The sequence below is a fragment of the Nakamurella flava genome, assembly GCF_005298075.1.
GTDB lineage: Bacteria > Actinomycetota > Actinomycetes > Mycobacteriales > Nakamurellaceae > Nakamurella > Nakamurella flava.
In genome coordinates this window covers 218,745-238,253 of sequence record NZ_SZZH01000003.1, presented here as the reverse complement: position 1 = coordinate 238,253, position 19,509 = coordinate 218,745, and the positions used below count along the sequence as shown (strand labels likewise).

At 73.0% G+C, this 19,509-nt stretch carries 19 protein-coding genes; 11 read left to right on the top strand and 8 right to left on the bottom strand.

Features of this window, described 5'->3' with window-relative positions; all coding sequences use genetic code 11:
* Positions 1 to 152: 152 nt before the first annotated feature.
* Entirely contained in the window at positions 153 to 2,231 is a 2,079-nt protein-coding gene (gene acs / locus FDO65_RS12855; RefSeq protein WP_137450112.1) for an acetate--CoA ligase, read from the top strand.
* Positions 2,232 to 2,274: 43 nt separating this feature from the next.
* On the opposite strand, the gene FDO65_RS12850 is transcribed toward acs, so the two are convergent.
* Both FDO65_RS12850 and FDO65_RS12845 read right to left on the bottom strand, forming a co-directional pair.
* A complete protein-coding gene (locus FDO65_RS12850) occupies positions 2,275 to 3,102 on the bottom strand; it encodes a hypothetical protein (protein ID WP_137450111.1) in 828 nt (275 codons plus the stop codon).
* A complete protein-coding gene (locus tag FDO65_RS12845; RefSeq protein ID WP_137450110.1) occupies positions 3,099 to 3,608 on the bottom strand; it encodes an RNA polymerase sigma factor in 510 nt (169 codons plus the stop codon). Before FDO65_RS12845 ends, FDO65_RS12850 begins: the two co-directional genes overlap by 4 nt.
* Before the next feature lie 132 nt (positions 3,609 to 3,740).
* Between FDO65_RS12845 and FDO65_RS12840 the strand changes: the two genes are divergently transcribed.
* The 7 genes from FDO65_RS12840 (at position 3,741) to FDO65_RS12810 (ending at position 12,292) form a co-directional block, all read left to right on the top strand.
* Positions 3,741 to 4,265 carry a PadR family transcriptional regulator gene (locus tag FDO65_RS12840; RefSeq protein WP_137450109.1) on the top strand — a complete coding sequence of 175 codons (525 nt, stop codon included), beginning with the start codon at positions 3,741 to 3,743 and terminating at the stop codon, positions 4,263 to 4,265.
* Positions 4,262 to 4,939 carry an ABC transporter ATP-binding protein gene (locus tag FDO65_RS12835; RefSeq protein WP_137450108.1) on the top strand — a complete coding sequence of 226 codons (678 nt, stop codon included), beginning with the start codon at positions 4,262 to 4,264 and terminating at the stop codon, positions 4,937 to 4,939. The genes FDO65_RS12840 and FDO65_RS12835 overlap by 4 nt, the downstream gene beginning before the upstream one ends.
* Positions 4,936 to 7,413, top strand: coding sequence for an ABC transporter permease family protein (locus FDO65_RS12830; protein WP_137450107.1), 2,478 nt, complete (start codon positions 4,936 to 4,938; stop codon positions 7,411 to 7,413). The genes FDO65_RS12835 and FDO65_RS12830 overlap by 4 nt, the downstream gene beginning before the upstream one ends.
* 13 nt (positions 7,414 to 7,426) lie before the next feature.
* Positions 7,427 to 9,127, top strand: a complete 1,701-nt coding sequence (locus tag FDO65_RS12825) for a hypothetical protein (RefSeq protein WP_137450106.1) — start codon at positions 7,427 to 7,429, stop codon at positions 9,125 to 9,127.
* 72 nt (positions 9,128 to 9,199) lie between these two features.
* Positions 9,200 to 10,621 (top strand): glucose-6-phosphate dehydrogenase, encoded by a 1,422-nt coding sequence (locus FDO65_RS12820; RefSeq protein ID WP_137450105.1) that lies wholly within the window; start codon positions 9,200 to 9,202, stop codon positions 10,619 to 10,621.
* Positions 10,622 to 10,804: 183 nt separating this feature from the next.
* Complete coding sequence (locus FDO65_RS22535) at positions 10,805 to 11,290, top strand: phage holin family protein (RefSeq protein ID WP_240757588.1); 486 nt, start codon at positions 10,805 to 10,807, stop codon at positions 11,288 to 11,290.
* 12 nt (positions 11,291 to 11,302) lie between these two features.
* On the top strand, positions 11,303 to 12,292 hold the full coding sequence (locus FDO65_RS12810) for an alpha/beta fold hydrolase (RefSeq protein ID WP_137450104.1): 990 nt from the start codon (positions 11,303 to 11,305) through the stop codon (positions 12,290 to 12,292).
* A gap of 6 nt (positions 12,293 to 12,298) precedes the next feature.
* Here the strand turns inward: FDO65_RS12810 and FDO65_RS12805 are convergent, their stop codons facing one another.
* From FDO65_RS12805 to nth, 3 genes are read right to left on the bottom strand one after another with little or no spacing between them, the layout of a single operon-like run.
* On the bottom strand, positions 12,299 to 13,519 hold the full coding sequence (locus FDO65_RS12805) for a MarP family serine protease (RefSeq protein WP_137450103.1): 1,221 nt from the start codon (positions 13,517 to 13,519) through the stop codon (positions 12,299 to 12,301).
* Complete coding sequence (locus FDO65_RS12800) at positions 13,519 to 14,217, bottom strand: NUDIX hydrolase (protein ID WP_137450102.1); 699 nt, start codon at positions 14,215 to 14,217, stop codon at positions 13,519 to 13,521. The genes FDO65_RS12805 and FDO65_RS12800 overlap by 1 nt, the downstream gene beginning before the upstream one ends.
* Positions 14,214 to 15,017: an endonuclease III gene (nth, locus tag FDO65_RS12795; protein WP_137450636.1), complete on the bottom strand. Its 804-nt coding sequence runs from the start codon at positions 15,015 to 15,017 to the stop codon at positions 14,214 to 14,216. The genes FDO65_RS12800 and nth overlap by 4 nt, the downstream gene beginning before the upstream one ends.
* Positions 15,018 to 15,100: 83 nt before the next feature.
* Here nth and FDO65_RS22825 point away from each other — a divergent pair, with 83 nt between their 5' ends.
* Both FDO65_RS22825 and FDO65_RS12785 read left to right on the top strand, forming a co-directional pair.
* Positions 15,101 to 15,421 carry a hypothetical protein gene (locus tag FDO65_RS22825; RefSeq protein ID WP_240757586.1) on the top strand — a complete coding sequence of 107 codons (321 nt, stop codon included), beginning with the start codon at positions 15,101 to 15,103 and terminating at the stop codon, positions 15,419 to 15,421.
* Between the two features lie 225 nt (positions 15,422 to 15,646).
* Positions 15,647 to 16,321, top strand: a complete 675-nt coding sequence (locus FDO65_RS12785; protein WP_137450101.1) for a Crp/Fnr family transcriptional regulator — start codon at positions 15,647 to 15,649, stop codon at positions 16,319 to 16,321.
* A gap of 6 nt (positions 16,322 to 16,327) precedes the next feature.
* On the opposite strand, the gene FDO65_RS12780 is transcribed toward FDO65_RS12785, so the two are convergent.
* The 3 genes from FDO65_RS12780 to FDO65_RS12770 are packed head-to-tail and all read right to left on the bottom strand — an operon-like array spanning position 16,328 to position 18,713.
* A complete protein-coding gene (locus tag FDO65_RS12780) occupies positions 16,328 to 17,197 on the bottom strand; it encodes a putative RNA methyltransferase (protein ID WP_205850014.1) in 870 nt (289 codons plus the stop codon).
* A complete protein-coding gene (locus FDO65_RS12775) occupies positions 17,194 to 17,973 on the bottom strand; it encodes an MBL fold metallo-hydrolase (protein WP_137450100.1) in 780 nt (259 codons plus the stop codon). The genes FDO65_RS12780 and FDO65_RS12775 overlap by 4 nt, the downstream gene beginning before the upstream one ends.
* Positions 17,973 to 18,713, bottom strand: coding sequence for an NUDIX hydrolase (locus FDO65_RS12770; protein WP_137450099.1), 741 nt, complete (start codon positions 18,711 to 18,713; stop codon positions 17,973 to 17,975). The genes FDO65_RS12775 and FDO65_RS12770 overlap by 1 nt, the downstream gene beginning before the upstream one ends.
* 53 nt (positions 18,714 to 18,766) lie before the next feature.
* Between FDO65_RS12770 and FDO65_RS12765 the strand changes: the two genes are divergently transcribed.
* Positions 18,767 to 19,474 carry an MBL fold metallo-hydrolase gene (locus FDO65_RS12765; protein WP_137450098.1) on the top strand — a complete coding sequence of 236 codons (708 nt, stop codon included), beginning with the start codon at positions 18,767 to 18,769 and terminating at the stop codon, positions 19,472 to 19,474.
* The last annotated feature ends 35 nt before the right edge of the window (positions 19,475 to 19,509 follow it).

Below are 19,509 nucleotides of genomic sequence, written 5' to 3'. Positions count from 1 at the left end.
GACCGTTGACCGATCCCCGCCGACCGCTGGCCGCCCGGGCGGACCCGGCCGTGGCGGGTGTCACCGCGCTTGGTTACCGTCGCCCCGAGACGCCGGTACCCCACGCGCTGCGTCGGTCCGGTCGACAACGTCGTCACCACCGAGGAGTTCTCATGAGCGGACCGTCATCCCCCACTGCCGACGTCACCCCGGACCCGGCGGCCGCAGCCACGGCCGGCGCGGGGTCGTCAGCCGCGACCGGTGAGGCCAGCACGGCGCCCACCGACGACGCCAACACCCTCGACAATCTGCTGGCCGAGAACCGCACCTTTGCGCCGCCGGAATCCCTGGCCGCGAAGGCCAATGCGACCGCCGAGTCCTATCAGCAGGCCGCCGATGACCCCGAGGGGTTCTGGGCTGAGCAGGCGCGGGCCTTGTCGTGGGGTCGGGATTTTGGTGCGGTGGTGGATTGGTCGGATCGGCCGCATGCGCGGTGGTTTGTGGGTGGTGGGTTGAATGTGGCGGTCAATTGTGTGGATCGTCATGTGGAGGCTGGTCATGGGGATCGGGTGGCGATCTTCTGGGAGGGTGAGCCGGGGGATTCTGAACAGATCACGTACAGCGATTTGCGGGTGCGGGTGGCGCAGGCCGCGAACGCTTTGACGGAGCTGGGGGTGTCGGCGGGGGATCGGGTGGCGATCTATTTGCCGATGATTCCGCAGGCGGTGGTGGCGATGTTGGCGTGTGCCCGTCTGGGGGCGGCGCATTCGGTGGTGTTCGCGGGGTTCTCGGCGGAGGCGTTGCGGTCGCGGATCTCCGATGCGCAGGCCTCGGTGGTGATCACCGCGGACGGTCAGTACCGGCGCGGGCAGGCGGTGAACCTGAAGGACGCGGTCGATGAGGCGGTCGCCGGTGCTGACTCGCCGGTTCAGAAGGTGCTGGTGGTGCGGCGCACCGGTGGGGAGGTCACCTGGGACGAGGGCCGGGATGTGTGGTGGCATGAGGTGGTCGACGCCCAGCCCGAGCAGCATGAGGCGCAGGTGTTCGACTCGGAGCAGCCGTTGTTCATCTTGTACACGTCCGGCACGACGGGGAAGCCCAAGGGGATCCTGCACACCTCGGGTGGGTATTTGACGCAGGCGGCGTACACGCATCGGGTGGTGTTCGATCTGAAACCCGAGTCGGATGTGTATTGGTGCACCGCTGATATCGGGTGGGTGACCGGGCATTCCTACATCGTGTACGGGCCGCTGGCCAACGGGGCGTCGCAGGTGATCTATGAGGGGACGCCGAACACGCCGGATGAGTCGCGGCATTGGCAGATCATCGACAAGTACAAGGTGAGCATCTATTACACGGCGCCGACGTTGATCCGGACGTTCATGAAGTGGGGCGCCGACATCCCCGCCAGGTTTGATCTGTCCAGTTTGCGGGTGTTGGGGTCGGTGGGTGAGCCGATCAACCCGGAGGCGTGGATGTGGTACCGGGTCAACATCGGGCGGGAGCGGTGCCCGATCGTGGACACGTGGTGGCAAACCGAGACCGGGGCGATCATGATCTCCCCGCTGCCGGGGGTGACGCACACCAAGCCGGGGTCGGCGATGACCCCGATCCCGGGGATCAGCGCGAAGATCGTCAACGACGAAGGCGTCCCGGTCGGTCACGGGCAGGGTGGGTATCTGGTCATCGACAAGCCGTGGCCGTCGATGCTGCGCACCATCTACGGCGACGACCAGCGATTCGTTGACACGTACTGGTCGCGGTTCGCCGACCAGGGGTATTACTTCGCCGGGGACGGGGCGAAGTACGACGACGACGGGGCGATCTGGCTGCTGGGGCGGGTCGATGACGTCATGAACGTCTCCGGGCACCGGATCTCGACCACCGAGGTCGAATCGGCCCTGGTGTCCCACGAGGCGGTGGCCGAGGCCGCGGTGGTCGGCGCGGCTGATGACATGACCGGGCAGGGGATCGTCGCGTTCGTCATCCTGCGCGGCGGAGCGGTCGACGATGGGGACGCGCTGGTGCAGCAGCTGCGCAACCACGTGGCCAAGGAGATCGGGCCGATCGCCAAACCCAAGCGCATCCTGGTCGTCCCGGAACTGCCCAAGACCCGGTCCGGGAAGATCATGCGCCGCCTGCTGCGTGACATCGCCGAGAACCGCGCCACGGGCGATGCCACCACCCTGCAGGACCCCACCGTCCTGAACCTCATCTCCCAAGGCCTGGGCGGCAACAAGAACGACGACTGAGCCGGACTGCGGGTCGTCCCGCCGAGCGCCTCGGCGGGACGACTCAGCCGGTCATCGACAGTGCGCGGGTGGCCGCCAGGGTGGCGAGCTGCTCGTCGGTCATCGGGAGGCTCGAGGTGTCCAGCCCCACTGATGCGTCCGACGGCTCGAGAGTGAGCCGGACAGCGCTGCCGTCGGGGAACCAGGCGTGCGCGACAAGCCCCGCGGCTCCCTCCCGACTGACGTCGACGACCGTTCCGTCATCAGAGACAACCCGGCGGATGACCGAGTCGGCGCACGACGGGGGTGCGCCGTCTCCGTAGCCCTGCAAATCGAGCGTGAGCCGGGCCTGCCGGGTACCACCGGCGTCCTGGACCGTCAGCATCGTGGTGGACACCTCTCCGTTCGACATCCAGAACTGCCCGCCTGGCGCGCCGTCGGCCCCGTGGTCATCCGGACCCGGCGACGGCGAGTATTCGACGACCCCGGTCGGCAGGGCGGCGATGACCGCGGCCGGCGCGCGCACCAGGTATTCGTCCGACGCCCCGGCCGGTCCCTGCTCGGACGGGCTGGACGCTCCCGGGGCGAGGGACGTGAGCAGCAGCGGTCCGTCCACGCCGATCGGCGCCGCGGTCGACACCACCGTCGAACACCCCGGCACGGCCGCGGGCGTGACGGTCGACCCACCGATCCACCGCGTGCCCAACCCCACCCCGACGACCCCCACGGTCACCGCAGCAGCAACCCCGCCGACCGCCCACATCCGGCGCTGCCGGAGCCGGCGGTCCCCCTGCCGTATTGCGGCGTCCACATCGACCGCCCCGGCTGGTTCGTCCGACAGCGCGGACGCGAACCAGCGCGCGGCCTCCCGGGCCTCCTGATCGTCGGTCATCGTGGTCCCCTCCCTTCGGTCTCCCCCGCCGGTGCGGCGCTCAGTCGTTCGCGCAGCGCGGCGATGCCCTTGGCGGTCTGTGATTTGACGGTGCCCTCGGTGATGCCGAGGGCGGCGGCCGTCTCGGCGACCGAGAAGCCGGCGTAGTAGCGGAGGACCAGCGTGGCCCGCTGGCCCCGGGGCAGGCCCGTCAGCGCCCGGCGCACATCCATCGCCTCGTCGGGAGAGGCGTAGTCGGCGCCGCGATCCGGCAGTTGTCCACTGCTGACCTCGCGGCGTCGGTGGGGTCGCCGGGACTCGTCGACGGCCAACCGGGCGATGGCCACCCGGGCGTAGGCGTCGATGCCGTTCGGGTCGATGGACGGCCACTTCAGGTACATCCGCAGCAGCACGCTTTGCGTGAGGTCCTCGGCCTGGGCCCAGTTCCCGCAAATCAGGTACGCCGTGCGTCGCCAGGCCGGCGCACGGTCGCGGACCAGCGTCGAGAACGTCGCGCGATCGGCCATCTCCACCTCCCCTTCATCTCTACATACGAGATGCGGCGCCGGGAGGTTGCCCGGCTCGCCGACGGCAGCGGGGCGAACACCTGCACCACGCGTGTCTACACAGCGAGTAGATACCGTGTGTATAGTCGCGCCATGTCGGTCTCCCGAACACTCCTGGCCCTGCTGGAGAGCACTCCGCGGCACGGTTACGACCTCAAGCGCGCGCACGACGATCTGTTCCGGGCGGACCGCCCGCTGGCCTATGGCCAGGTCTACGCGACGCTGGCCCGGCTGCTGAAGAACGGTCTGGTGACGGCGGAGGGCACGGCGGCGGGCGAGGGGCCGGACCGCAAGCTCTACGCCATCACCGACGCCGGGGTCAGCGACATCGACGCGTGGCTGACCTCGCCGGAGAAGCCGAGCGAGTACCTGCAGAACACCCTGTACACGAAGGTGGTGTTGGCCCTGCTGTCCGACCGGAACGCCGACCAGGTGCTGGACGCGCAGCGGCGCGAACACCTGACGGCCATGCGCCAGTACACCCGCCGCAAGGAGTCCGGCGACCTGGCCGACCAGCTCATCTGCGACCACGCCCTGTTCCACCTGGAGGCGGACCTGCGGTGGCTCGACCTCACCGCCGCCCGGTTGGCCGAGCTGCGCGAGCAGGTCGCCCGATGAGCGCCCTGCTGACCGCCCGGGACGTGACCTACTTCTTCGGCAACACCCCCGCCCTGCGCGGCGCCGACCTGACCGTCGACGCCGGCGAGGTGCTCGCCGTGCTCGGACCGTCCGGATCCGGCAAGTCGACCCTGCTGCACTGCGCGGCCGGGATCCTGCCGCCCAAGACGGGGTCCGTGCACTACCGGGGCGTCGACCTGGCCGGCCTGGACGACCGCCGCCGCTCCGACCTGCGGCTGCGGGAATTCGGTTTCGTCTTCCAGTTCGGGCAGCTCATCGACGAGCTGACCTGCCTCGAGAACGTCAGCCTGCCGTTGCGGCTGCTCGGACAGGGCCGTCGCAGCGCGGACGAGACCGCCCGGACGTGGCTGGACCGGCTCGGCGTGCCGGACGTCGCCGGTCAGCGGCCTGGCCAGGTGTCCGGCGGGCAGGCCCAACGGATCGCCGTCGCCCGGGCCCTGGCCCACCGCCCGGCGGTGATCTTCGCCGACGAACCGACCGGCGCCCTGGACAGCCTGCAGGGCGAACAGGTGATGCGACTGCTCGTCGAAGCGGTCCGGGAGACCGACGCCGCCCTCGTCCTCATCACCCACGACACCCGCATCGCCGCCTACTCCGACCGCGAGATCGTCGTACGGGACGGCCGCACCTCCGAGACCCGGTCGGCGGCGTGAGCGAGCAGACGCAGGACCGCCGTGCGGACACCGGCGGCCACCCGCGTCCCGCCACCGGCCGGGCCTCCGCCTGGTTGCCGCTGCGTCTGGCCGCCCGGTTCGTCGCCGGAGGCGACCTGGCCGACCGGGTGCGGGCGCTGCTCACTGTCGTCGCCATCGCACTGGCCGTGTCGGTCGTCCTACTGTCCGCCGCCGCCTTCTCCGCCCTCGGGCAGCGGGACGCGCGATCAGCCGCGCTGACCCCGGCGTATGCGATCTCCCGCTCGGATCCCCCGAGCACGTCGCAGCCCTCCCCGTCCCTCCCGGAGCTGCTGCAGACCCCCGGGCGCTTCTTCGTCGACGTCCAGTCGCAGCCTTATCGTGGGCAGCCGGTGACGGTCGTCCGCATCGCCCCACCGGCCGGCTCCTCGGCCGCCCTCCCCCCGCCGCCCGGAACGATCGGCGCACCCGAGCCCGGCCAGGCCGTGGTGTCGCCCGCGCTCGCCGCACTGATGGCCACACCCGCCGGCGCCGATCTGCGCGCCCGTTTCCCGCAGACGATCGTCGGATCCATCGGCACCGACGGCCTGCTGGACGACGACGAACTGCGGGCCTACGTCGGTACGACCACCAATGGCTTCGGACCCGATGGCGGCTCGGCCTTCGAACTGGCGACGGGCTGGGGCGACTACTCGGTCCCCCCGGAGCTCTACCGGGGCGCGACCCTGCGCATCCTGCTGCTGGCCGGAATGGTCGTGGTCATCACCCCGCTGCTGGTGCTGATCGGTCTGCTGGGCCGGCTCGGAGGAACCGCACGGGAGCGCCGACTGGCCGCGCTGCGGTTGCTCGGCGTCCCCGCCAGCACGACCCGGGCGGTCGCGGCGGGCGAGGCGACCCTGCTCGGACTGACCGGTGCCGCGCTGGCTGCAGTCACCTTTCCGCTGGTCAGCCTGGCCGTTCGTGGGATTCCCCTGGACGGGGTACCGCTGTCCTCCCGCACGCTGACTCTTCCCCCGGCCATGCTCATCGGTGCGGCCCTGGCCGTCGGTCTGCTCACATCCGTCGCCGGCGCAGTCGGCTCCGGCGGCTCCACGGCCCGCCAGCTGGCGCGCGTCCGGCGAACCGGCGACCGGGCCCCGCGCTGGTGGCCGGGACTGCTGGTCCTGGTCGCCGGACTGCTGCTCCTGGGTCAGGGTCTGACGAACGGCGGGCTGTACGCCAACTACCGGATGCTGCTGACGCTCTGCGCGGGCCTGGCCCTGACCCTGGTGTCGGTGGCCCTGCTGGCTGGTCCGGCCGTGGCCGCCATGGGTCGCGTGGTCCGGGGCAGGGGGCCGGTGAGCACCCTGGCCGCCGCCCGCATCACTGCCGACCCCCGGGCGCGGGCGGGCACGGTGGCGGGCATCGGCGTGGTCCTGGCCGGAGCCATCGCCCTGCAGGCGGTACTGGCCCTGGTCGCTGCCGACCGCACCGCCACGTCGGTGTCCACCGCTCCGGCCTACCGGGTCTACCTCAAGCCCACGCAGCCGGGCCTGACGGTGGGCGACAGCGCCCGGGTGGTCGACGTGCTGGCCGCCGCGCCGGGATCGGAGCAGATCACCGGCGGGTTCTACCTCCCGGGCGAGTTCGGCAACGGCAGCGTCACCTCGGCCGACGGCTCCATCGACCGGTCGGAGACCGTCGAGATCATGGTGGCGCCCTGCCGGGCCATCCCCGAACGGCCGGACTGCCGTGACGGCGACGTGTACCGGGTGGACACGCAGCTCCAGGACGGCGCCTCGTCAGCCGACCCGCCCGCCGGGACGGTCATCCGCTTCGCGGATGACGAAGGCCGCGCGTCGTGGACGCTGCCCCCGGTGACCGCCACCGTCGAACCGGACCGCCTGCTGCGGGGCAACAGTCTCTACAACTACCTCGTCACGCCGGGGGCGCTCGGCGACCTCGCGGCGTTGCCCGCGGCGGCCGCGGCGATCGACCTGCGCGTCTTCGGACCGGCCACCCCCGCGACGGCCGATCAGCTCCGCGCAGAACTGGGGGCGCAGGGTTGGCGCGTCCAGGTGGACAGCACCGCCGAAGCCACCGGCGAGCGGGGCAACCTGCTGGTCGTCGGCCGCACCGGCCTGGCTGGCACCGCCGGACTGACGGTTCTGGCCGCCCTCGGCGGTCTCCTGGTGTTGACGTTCGCCCAGGTCAGCCGCAATCGTCGCGCGGTCGCCCTGGCCCTCGCCGCCGGTGTTCCACGAACAGTGCTGCGTCGGTCCTTCGTCGTGGAGGCCGCGGTCAGTGCGGCAGCGGTCGTGCCGATCGCCACCGCGGTCGCCTACGGGTTGGCTGCGGTCCTGACCAGGCTGGGTCGACCGGCGACCGATCTGCCGAGCATCGGGGTCACGGCCGCGTTGGCTCTCGGCGCCACGACAGTGACCGTGCTCGCCGCCTGGCTGGCCGCCGCGCTCGCCGTCCGCACCGTGGACGTCACCGACCTGCGCACCGGCTGACCGGCCACCGGCGATGAGCGACGTCACCGACCTGCCGCCCGGCTCCAGCCGGATGCTCGACCGGATGCCGCAGGATGTGCGCCTCGCCGTGCGCCTGGCGGTGCCCCGCGGCCGGGCCGGGACGCTCCGGTGCGCCCTGGTCGTGGTCGGGATCGCCGGCTGCGTGGCCGTGCTGCTGTTCCTCACGGCGTTCCCCGGGGCCGTGCAGGCACGTCAGGTCCGCGAGGTGGCCGTGACCCCGGCCCCGGTGCAGGACGGGTGGTCGTGGACCACGGGGCGCCCGGTCGCCGGCGGCGAGTTCTTCGCGGCGCGGTGGGAGGTGACGATGGGCGGGCACCCGGTCCACGGCGAGGACCTCTTCGCCCCCGATCCATCGAGCACACCGCTCCCACCGGGGGTCACCCGGTTCCCCGGACCCGGCGAGCTGGTCGTCTCCCCCGCGCTGGCCCACCTCCTTGCCGACGGCACCGCCCGGCCGCCGGCGGTGGAAGGCACCGTGATCGGGGAGATCGCCCCGGACGGCCTGCTCGGGCCGGACGACCTGCGGTTCTACCGGGGCACCGCCGCACCCACCGCACCCACGGCCGACGGGCCGCTGCTGGGCACCGCGGCCACCGGGTGGGGCCACGGCCTGGCGAACTGGGAAAGAAGAGGCGCCGACCCGGCCGACCGGCCGACGACCGTGCTGCTGGTCGCCGGGTCCGTGGTCACCGGGCTGACGGCCGTGGGCCTGCTGGTCCTGCTGGCCCGGCTCGACGGCGTGACGGCTGTTCGGCAGTCCGTCGCCCTGCGGCTGCTCGGGGTGTCGACTGCGCGGCGGCGACGGGTCGGCGCCGTGCGCGGAGCGATCCTCGCCCTGGTCACGGTGGTCCTCGGCGCGGCCGGATTCGCGGCCCTCCGAGCCGGGGCCGGTCAGTTGCGGCTCGGGCCGAGCTCCTTCTTCCCGTCCGACCTCACCGTCCCGTCGGCTGCGGCCGCGCTGGTCGTCATGCTGGTCGGGGCCGTGATGATCCGCGTCGGGACCCGCCTGCCCGACCGGGTCGACCTGGCGGCGGAAGAGCACGCGCCCCCGCGGCCCTTCGGTGCGCAGCTCGCCTTCCTGCTGGCCGCCTCGATCACCCTCGCCCTGGCCTGGTCGGCCGGAGCCGACAGCCGCGGCGCGGGACGGCTGGTCCTGGGCACGATGACGCTTGCGCTGCTCGCCGTCCTCGGCGCGGTGGCCGTGCTGGTGCCGTGGTCGGTCGACGTGCTGGTCGACCGACCGGGCGTCGTCGGTGACCCCCGGGAACGGCGCGTACTGAGCCGCCCGTTCGGGGCCGCCGCCGGTCTGCTCACGGCCGTGTTCGTGCTGCTGGCGGTGGTCCACTCCGACGACGCGGGGGCCGGTCTGGTGGCCACCGCCCGGACCGGGCTGTGGGTCGCCGTCCCGGCGGTCGGGCTGTTCCTGGTCGCCGGCACGGTGCTGGCCGCCGACCGGCTCGGACCCCGGCGTCGATCCGAACTGGCCGCCGCCGTCCTGCTGCCGACCGCGGTGGGCGTCGTGCTCGCCGTCCCGACCGCCGGCCTGGTGATCTGGGCGGCCGCCCGCGCGGCACATCTCGAGATCCCGACGGCCGCGCCATGGTCCGCCCTGGTGTGGGCGGTGGCGATCGCGGTGCTGATGACGGCCCGCTCCGCGCCCGCCGGTCCCCCCGCCGGCCGCACCCTCGAATGAGTCGTCATCCGCCCAGGCGAAGAACCCCGCCGCTCCCGTTTACACCCCGACCCGCTCGGCTACCGTGCGCGCATGACCTCTTCGGGTGACCCGGTCGTCTTCGTCCTCTTCGGCGCCACCGGCGACCTGGCCAAGCGCATGGTGCTGCCGGCGTTCTTCACGCTGGCCCAGCAGAAGCTTCTGCCGGAGAACTATCTGCTCATCGGCGACAGCCGCAGCGACCGCACCGACGACGACTTCCGCGACCACGTCAAGGACGTGCTCACCGAGTTCGGCCCGCACCCGGACGAGGGCCCGTGGGACGACTTCAGCTCGCGGCTGCGCTTCGCCGGCGGCGGGTTCACGCCGGACGATCCCGGCCAGCTGGTCGACGTGGTGAACAAGGCCCGGGAAGAACTGGGCGGGTCCGACGGCGCCGCAAACGTGCAGCTCATCCACTACCTGGCCCTGCCGCCGTCGGCGTTCATCGAGACCACCCAGGCCCTGGGCGCGCACGACCTGGCCAAGGGCACCCGGGTGGTCTACGAGAAGCCGTTCGGCACCTCGCCCCAGGGGTTCAAGGACCTCGACAAGGCCGTCCACCAGGTGCTGGACGAGGAGCAGGTCTACCGGATCGACCACTTCCTGGGGAAGGAAGCGACCCAGAACCTGCACGTCGTCCGGTTCGCCAACCGCCTCATCCACTCGGTCTGGTCGGCCGAGCACGTCGCGTCGGTGCAGATCGACGCCCCGGAGACCCTGGACATCGACGACCGCGCGAAGTTCTACGACGCCACCGGCGCCCTGCTGGACATGGTGGTCACCCACCTGTTCCAGGTCGCCGCCGAGGTCGCGATGGACCCGCCGGCCAGCATGGCGGCGGCCGATCTGCAGGCCGCCCGCGAGGAGGTCATCGGCTGTTTCCGGCCGCTCGACCCGGCCGAGGTCGTCCTCGGCCAGTACGACGGTTACACCGATGTCGAGGGCATCGAGAAGGACTCGACCACCGACACGTTCGTCGCCGCCCGGCTCTGGGTCGACAACGATCGCTGGCGCGGCGTGCCATTCCTGCTGCGTACCGGCAAGCGGATGGCCGAGTCGACCCAGCGGGTCAGCCTCATCCTCAAGGACCCCAGCGACGGGCCGCTGGCCGACGCCACCCCGACCATGGGCGACGTCCTGAACTTCACGCTCAAGGGCAACGGCTCGGTGGACATCGAGCTCATCGTCAAGAAGCCGGGCGCCGGGACCGAACTGGTGCCCACCGACGCGTCGATCGTGCTGGCCGACATCCCCGACGGCGATCCGCTGCCGCCGTACGTCCGCCTCATCCATGACGTCCTGGAAGGCGACCGGTCGCTGTTCACCCGCCCCGACGGCCTGGCCCACACGTGGGAGGTTATCGAGCCGGTGCTCGACGACCGCCCCCCGGTCAAGCCGTACGAGCAGGGCAGCTGGGGTCCGGCCGAGGCGGCGGCCCTGGCCGAGCCGGGCCGCTGGCTGCTCGGCCAGTAGAACCCGGGCACCCGGCCGATGCGGCGGGACGGTGCCGCCGGACCGCTTCGTCGGGCATGGGAGGATTGGGCCGTCCGGCGGTCGGGAACGCTGCCGACGTGCGCGCATCCCCAGCGGCGCCGACGAAACCTGCGTCGGCGCCGGGCGCCCCGCTCAGCCCCGCAACACCACGGAGGACCGGTCGTGACGATCACCAACGGCAAACCCCAGCAGTACGTCGTCCCGGGGACGCCGCAGGCATCGATCCCGCTCGTGCTCGAGCCGGACGTCAACCGCAACGGCTCGATGGGTGAGCTCGTCAAGGACGTCACCACCCACATGTCCACGCTGGTCCGCTCGGAGATCGAGCTGGCCAAGCTGGAGGTCACCAGCAGCGTCAAGCAGGGCGCGACCGGTGCGGTGTTCTTCGCCGCCGCCGGGGTCATCGGCGCCTTCTCGCTGTTCTTCTTCTTCTTCATGCTCGGCGAGATCCTGGCGATCTGGCTGCCCCGCTGGGCCTCCTTCACCATCGTGTTCGCACTGATGGTGGTGCTGGCCGCCGCCTTCGCCTTCCTGGGCCTGCGCAAGGTCAAGAAGGTCCGCAAGCCGGAGAAGACCATCGCGTCGCTGGAGCAGACCGCCCAGACGCTCAAGTCGGCGGCCACGCACAGCGGCCCGGCCGCCGTCTGACCGGGGCGCGCCCTGTTCCAGTCGGCGCCCGGCCCGGCGGGGGGCGGGTCGGCGGGCGCTGACCGTTCCCCCACCGGATCGGGTGCGGTCGTCCGTGTAGGCGCCGTCAACCAGGGTCCCTGGCAGCACCGGGACGTCAGCGCCAACGGCATCCGCTTCCACCTGGCCGAGCAGGGTAGCGGTCCGCTCATCGTCCTCGTCCACGACTTCGGTCAGTACTGGCGGTCGTGGCGCTACCAGCTCCCCGGCCTGGCCGCGGCGGGCTACCGGGTCGTCGCCCCGGACCTGCGCGGGTACGGCGACACCGACAAGGCGCCCCGCGGGTACGACGCGTTCTGCCTGGCCGCCGACCTGTCGGGGCTGATCCGGGCGCTCGGTGAGCGGCAGGCGATCCTGGTCGGTCAGGGCTTCGGCGGGATCACCGCCTTCAACACCGCCGCCATGCACCCGGACCAGGTGGCCGGCCTCGTCGTGCTGGGCGCCCCGCATCCACTGCGTATGGCGAAGATCGGGCGGCCCTGGCCCGCCGACCGGGCCCGCCGGCTCGTCACGTGGGCCGGCACTCCCGTCTGGCCCGAACGGCACCTGCTGAGTGGCCGGGCGGCCCTGCTGGAGCGCATCGTCCGGTCGTTCTCCGGGCCGGCGTGGCGGGGGTCGCGGGACTTCCGGGTGACGGTCGAGCAGATGCGCGCGGCGATCCGCATCCCCGGGGCCGCGCACGGGGCCGTCGAGCACCTGCGGTGGATGGCCCGCTCCCCCTGGCGGGCCGACGGCCACCGGCACCGGGACGCCATCGCCCAGCCCCTGACGCTGCCCGTCCTGCACCTCGTCGGCGACGCCGACCGGTTCACCCCGCCGGACTCGCTGGCCCCGACCCGCGAGATGTGCCGGGGCTGGTACACGTTGTCGACCGTGCGCGGGGTCGGGCACTACCCGGCCGAGGAGGCCCCCGAGCTCACCACGGAGCTGATCGCCGGACTGGCCGCCCGCGCCCACCGCTGACGGCGCTCAGGCCGCGGTGCAGACCTGCGTGGAGGTCGGGGTGTCGTCCTGCAGGCCCTCCTGCAGGATGTCGGCGACCTGATCGGCGGTCAGCGCGAAGCCCACGTCCTCCGAGTCGATGGCCCCGCCGAAGATGACGCCGAGCACGGTGCCGTCGGAGGCGAGCAGCGGTCCGCCGGAGTTGCCCGGCCGGACCTGCGCCCGGATGGTGTAGACCTCGCGCGTCACCGTGCTGGAGGAGTAGATGTTCGGTCCGCGCAGGTCGATGACGGTGCGGACGCGGGCGGGGCTCAGCGTGTACGGGCCGTCCAGCGGGTAGCCGGCCACCACGGCGTCGGCCCCGGCGGGCGCGGCGGACGAGGCGAACGTCAAAGCCGGGATGTCCGGGCTCAGGTCGGGCACGTCTAGCACGGCGATGTCCAGGTTCGGGTCGTACACGACGACGGAGCCGGTCAGGACGGTCCCGTCGACCTCCACCCCGGCGCGCGCCGACCCGGCGACCACGTGCGCGTTGGTCATGATCTTGTTCGGGCCGATGACGAACCCGGTGCCCTCCATCCGCCGCGAGCAGGACTCGGAGACGGCCCGCACCTTCAGGATCGACGGCGCGGCCGCGGCGATGGCCGGGTTGTCGGTGGCGGCGGCGTCGGGCGCCGCGACCTCGGTGGTTCCCGGGGTGGGCGCGAGCGGGTCGAGGATCGCCGGGAACCCGGAGTCGTTGAAGACCTGCCGGAGCCCGGAGGACAGGTCGCGGGCCTGGTCCGGCATCACCTTGTCGACCTCGCCGAGCACGGTGGACGACCGGATGGTCGACGACAGCCAGGGCCACGGCACGGAGGCCAGCGGGACCGCGACCATCCAGATGACCAGCAGCACGGCGAGGCTGTAGCCGAAGATGCCGAGCGTCCGGTCGACGGCCTGCGCGGGCCGCCAGCTGATCCGCGAGGAGATCGCCCGGCCGAGCAGCGAGCCGACGACCTCTCCGATGCCGACCCCGACGATCACGCAGGCGATCCCGAGCGCGATCTTGGCCGTCGAATCGGTGACCAGGTCCATCGCCAGCGGGGCCAGCTTGACCGCGCCGACCGCGCCGGCGACCGCGCCAACCAGGGTGAACAGGGCGGTGATGAGTCCCTGCCGGAAGCCGGAGATCGCGGCGGCGATCACCAGCAGGACGACCAGGACGTCGATCGCGTTGATCGACTGCAGCATCGAGGACAGGTCCATCAGCCTTCCACCGCCAGGGGCAGCACTCGTGCGGTGTCCCAGGGCACGGCCCAGCCGCCCAGGGTGAGCAGCACGTCGACCAGCGCACCCGTGAAGCCCCAGACCAGCAGGTCGGCGACGTCGAAGGCGGGTCCACGGTGCCCCGACCGCAGGGTGACGACACCCCGGTGGGCCGGGTCGACGAGCTCACTGATCGGCACCCGGGCGACGAGCGCGGTCTCCGCGGGGTCGACCGCGCTCACCGGCCCCGGCTCCGCCCACCAGGCCAGCACGGGGCGGACCAGGTGCCGGGACGGGGGGAGGTACACGTGCGGCAGCAGGGCCGCCGGCCGGACGGAGGTCGGGTCCAACCCGGTCTCCTCCTGGGCCTCGCGCAGGGCGGTGGTCACGTCGTCCTCGCCGGGCTCACCGCGCCCGCCGGGGAAGGCGGGCTGCCCGGCGTGCGAGCGCAGCGTCGCCGACCGGCCGGTGAGCAACAGGTCCGGGCCGTGCGGGCCCTCCGCGAACAGCATCAGCACGGCGCTGGCCCGGGCGTCCGCGGTGGCCAGGTCCAGCAGTGCCGCGAGCGGGCTGTCCAGCTCGGCACCGTCGATGCGGTGGACGAGGGGGTGCAGCCAGTCGGGGAGATCGGCGTCGGGGAGGAGTCGGCGGCCCAGCCGATCCGGGGCGGTCGGGCGGCCCACAGCGGTCGGTCTCATCCGGTGGGTGTTCCCGACCCCGGGCCGGAGTCGCCGCCGTCGTCGTCGACCGGATCGTCGGGCCCGAGCCCGACCAGGGCCAGCAGGTGCGGCTTCTCGGCCCCGGTGATCAGGCCGGCGGCGATCTCGGGATCGGTGGGGCCGGCCCCGTACGACGGGCACAGGGCGGCCAGGAAGCAGGCCCCGCAGGCGGGGCGCTTGGCGTTGCACACGCGGCGACCGTGGTAGATCGTCCGGTGCGAGAACATCGTCCAGTCGCGGGCCGGGAGCATGCCGGTCAGCTCGGTCTCGATCTTGACCGGGTCGGTCTGCGTGCTCAGACCCCACCGCTTGACCAGGCGCTGCACGTGGGTGTCCACCGGCAGGCCGGGGAGACCAAAGGCGTTCCCCAGGACGACGTTGGCGGTCTTACGGCCGAACCCGGGCAGGCTCACCAGGTCGGCCATGGTCGCGGGCACCTCGCCGTCGTACCGCTCGACCAGCGCCTGGCCGAGGCCGATGAGCGAGGTCGCCTTGTTCCGGAAGAAACCAGTCGGCCGGATCAGCTCCTCGAGCTCGGCCCGGTCGGCGGCCGCGTAGTCGGCGGCGGTGCGGTACCGGGCGAAGAGCGGGGGCGTCGTCTGGTTGACCCGGACGTCGGTGCACTGGGCCGACAGGATGGTCGCGACGGCCAGTTCGAGCGGGGTGGTGAAGTCGAGTTCGATGACGGCGTCGGGGTAGCCGACGGCCAGTTCCGCGGCCAGCCGGCGGGCCCGCCGGGTACGGGCCAATGGGGTGGCCGGGACGCTCGCCCGGCGCACCCGGGCCGGGGCCGCCCCCGGAGCTGTTCTCGCCGCCACGCCGATCTGCACGAAAGCCAGGTTGCCACAGGGACGTGTGAGGCATGATGGAACGCATCATGGCGGTCTTCCTGGTGGTGCTGATCCCCATCCTGCTGATGCTGTTCGCCCTGTTCATGGAACGGGTGGAGAACAGGCTGAAGACGCGCACCGTCAGCGAGGCCGATGTCCAGCAGTTCCTGGACGAGGCCCGACCGGAAGAGGTCAACACCCTCATGCGCGAGGGCTGGACCCGCGCCTTCGACAAGTTCCGGCTGCGTCGCCGGCCGCGCTTCCGCCGTCGCGGTGCGGGCCGCGCCAAGGGCGCGCCGACCGTGACCCAGTCTGCCGCTCCGACGTCGGACACCCCCGACCCGCAGGCCTGACCCGGGCCGCAACTCCCCGGCACCCCCGGCTCGCCGCCTGCAGGCCGAGGGCTTCCGAGCACACACTGCTACCTCCCCCCTAGACTGTGCCCTGCGTCTCACGCGTACGGTCGTCTCCCCAGACGTTCGGCGTTCTGGGAGCACGCAGTGGTCCGGGCGAGAGTCGGCCGGAGAAGGGCAGGCGCACCGGGATCACCCGGTGGCGCGGCGATCAGGAGGATGTCGGTGGAGGAAACGCTGGGCAGAGCCGGCATCTTCCAAGGTGTTGACCCCGAGGCCGCTGCGGCGCTCGGATCCACCCTGGAGACCGTCGATTACCCGCGCGGCAGCGCCATCTTCGCCGAGGGTGAGCTCGGCGATCGGCTGTACATCATCCTGTCCGGCAAGGTGAAGCTCGGCCGGCACTCCCCCGACGGCCGCGAGAACCTGCTCGCCGTCATGGGTCCGTCCGACATGTTCGGCGAGCTGACCGTCTTCGACCCGGGTCCCCGCACGTCGACCGCCACCGCGGTCACCGACGTCCGCCTGGCGACCATGGACCGCACCGCGTTGCGCGAATGGATCACCAAGCGCCCGGAGATCGCCGAGCAGTTGCTGCGGGTGCTCGCCCGCCGGCTGCGCCGCACCAACAACGCGCTGGCCGACCTGATCTTCACCGACGTCCCCGGCCGCGTCGCCAAGGCCCTGCTGCAGCTGGCCCGCCAGTTCGGTCAGCAGGAGGGCGGCTACCTCCGCGTCACCCACGACCTCACCCAGGAGGAGCTGGCCCAGCTGGTCGGCGCCTCCCGGGAGACCGTCAACAAGGCCCTGGCCGACTTCGGTCAGCGCGGGTGGCTGCGCCTGGAGGGCAAGAGCGTCGTGCTGCTCGACGCCGAACGGCTGGCCCGCCGCGCCCGCTGACGCGGATCAGGTCGGTTTCCGCAGCACGGTGACCGTCACCGCGAGCCGGGTCGGGGTCCGCTCCGGCAGCCCGTCGGCGACGGCGGCCAGGGCGGCCGCGTCCAGGTGGTGGGCGTTCGGCCCCATGCCGACGACGTCGGCGACGTCCGCCGGGGTCAGCGCCAGGTCGGCGGTCACCTCGATGCGCTCGATCAGCTCCAACCGCCCGGCGAACGCGTCGGCCAGCCGCTCCGACTTGCCGGCGTCCACCGCGAGCAGCGGCACGACGTCCCGCAGTTCGGCCAGGTGACCGGGCTCGGGGGTCACCGCCACCAGCCGGCCGCCCGGCCGCAGGATGCGGGTGATCTCCTCGACGTCCCGCGGCGCGAACACGCTGAGCGCCACGGCGACGCCGGCGTCCACCACCGGTAGCGGCGACCACGCGTCGGCGACGACGGACGCGACCCGCGGGTCGGACGCGGACCGCCGCGCAGCCGCCGCGGAGGAATCCAGGGCCACCCCGATCGGCGACTCCCCGTCCGGACCGCGGCGGGCGTCCAGGACGCCGCGCAGGTGATGCCCCGGCCCGGCCCCGATCTCCACCACCGGACCGACCGGGGCGGCCTGCTCGGCCAGCACCGTCGTCACCGGGGCGTAGTGCCCGCGGCCGAGGAACCGTTCCCGGGCCGTGACCATCGCCGCGGTGTCCCCAGTGTCGGTGCGCGCCCGCGGCCCGAGCAGGCTGACGTAGCCCTGCCGGGCGATGTCGAAGCGGTGGCCGGCCGAACACCCGAGCACCCGGCCGGCCTGCACCACGGCCAGCGGGGCGCGGCAGTGCGGGCAGGTCAGGAGGTCGACGGCGGCGGCCAACCCGGCCCCTCTGAGGGAACCGCTCACGACGGGGCGCCGCGCAGGTGGTCGAGCTGGGCCGCCACCGACCGTTCCGCCGCCCCGCGCAGGGTGGCGTCGTCAGGGTCGAGGAAGTCGTAGACCACGTCGGTCACCTGGGCGACCGTCGCCGTCGGGCCGATCTCCTGCAACACGGCCCGCACCTGGTCCAGGCGCTGGGTGCGATGGGTGAGGTATTCGGCGCAGACCGCGGCCAGGTTCGGCCGGACCGGCCCGTGACCCGGCAGCACCGGCACCGCACCGATGTCCGCCAGGCGCCGCAACGAATCCAGGTAGGGGCCGAGGGCGCCGTCCGGGTGGGCGATGACGGTGGTCCCCCGCCCCAGGATGGTGTCCCCGGTGAACACGGCGACGGTGGCGCCGGCGGAGTCGAGCAGCCGCAGGCACACCGAGTCGGTGGTGTGGCCGGGAGTGAGCACGACCTGAAGACGATCGACCAGGCGTTCTCCGTCGGCCAGCGGCGGGCCGTCGACGCACTCGACCGGGTCGGCACCACGGACCGGGGCGCCGGTCAACTCGGCGAGACGGGCGGCCCCGGCCGTGTGGTCCCGGTGCCGGTGGGTGACGACGATCAGCCCGACCGGACCGGCCGCCGCGACCTGCCGCAGGTGCGGCTCGTCGTCGGGGCCGGGGTCGATCACCACGGCGGGGGCCCCGGGGGCGTCGTGGCTCGTGATGCGCCAGGTGTTCGTGCCGTCGAGGGTCATCGGTCCGGGGTTCGGGGCCAGGAACAGGTCGACCCCGGCGGGCAGGTCGGTGGCCATCACGACCCCGCGCCGGCGGGCACGTACGGCACGACCGCCCCGCTCTCGTCGCGGGTCCACGGGACGATCACCGGCTCGGCCGCGAGCACCCCGGCAACGGTCGAGTGGGCGGCCAGGTCGGTCAGCACGGCGCGGGTCGGCGGCATGAGGCGGACGCTACCGGCCCCGTCGGCGGCCAGGAGCGCGGCGGGGGTGGCCCAGAAACCCTCGTCGGCCTCGGTCGTCGTCAAGCGCAGGTCGTCACCGTCCGGGAGGGCGGTGACGAAGAACGCCGTGTCGTACCGCCGGGAGCGGCCCCGGGGGGTGACCCAGTTCGCCCACGGCCGGAGCGCGTCCGCGCACAGCACCCGGCCCTGCTCGGTGAGCAACCGGGCCAGCGCCCCGTCCGGTTCGGGGGCGGGCCGCCGAGCGCCGGCCGGTGCGGCCAGCAGCAGCCCGGTCTCCTCGTACAGCTCCCGCACGGCCGCCACGACCAGCCGATGGGCCAGGTCGACCGCACCCGGCCCGGACAGTCCCAGACGCCGGGCGAACCACGCCGGCGGTGGACCCTGCCAGGGCACGGGACCGGCGTCGGACGGATCGACCCCACCCCCGGGGAAGACGGTCATGGACGGCGCGAACTGCATGGACGCGACCCGGCGCAGCACGAACACCTCGAACCCGGGCACCGTCGGGTCGGCGGCGGCCGGTCGCAGGACGACCACCGTGGCGGCGGGGCGGGGGGCGGGTTCGTCGCACACGCCGCCGACGGTAGCCCCACCCTCCAGCGGGGCGTGCTCGGTACGGTCACGTCATGATCGGCCGCCGCTGGGACGTCGTGATCGCCCGGGAGGACCTGTCAGTGCTGGTCACGACGAGCCGCCGCGAGCTGACCACGTCGACGCTGCTGCTGGCCGGCCCGGTCGGCGCGGCCGCCCAGGCCCTGGTCGTCGACCCCGCATGGGATCCGGACGAGCTCGACGGCCTCGCCGGCGACCTGGCCGGGTGGGGCGTGACCGACGTCAGCGGTATCGCGACGCACGCCCACTACGACCATCTGCTCTGGCACCCGGGGCTGGGTCGCGGACCCCGCTGGTCGTCGGCGACCACGGCCGCCACCGCCGGTCGCGACCGGGACACCCTGGTCGCCGCCCTGGGCCCGGACTTCCCGGCGGACCTGGCGGCGCTGGTGGGCCGGGTTCGGGGCCGGGCGCCCGGCCCGCTGCCGTGGTCCGGCCCCCCGGTGGAACTGGTCGAACACGATGCGCACACCCCCGGCCACCTGGCCGTCTGGCTGCCCGACCCGGGGGTGCTGATCGCCGGGGACATGCTGAGCGACGTGGAACCGCCCCTGCCGGAGGAGACCGGACCGGCCGAGTACCGGGCGGGGCTGGACGTGTTGGCGCCGTTCGTCGAGCGGACCTCGGTGGTCGTTCCCGGGCATGGGCACGTCGGCGACGGGGCCGAGGCGCGGCGACGGTGGACCGCCGACGCCGCCGCCGTCGCCGACCTGACGAACTGATCCCGCCACACCCTCGGGTATCACCGAACGTCACC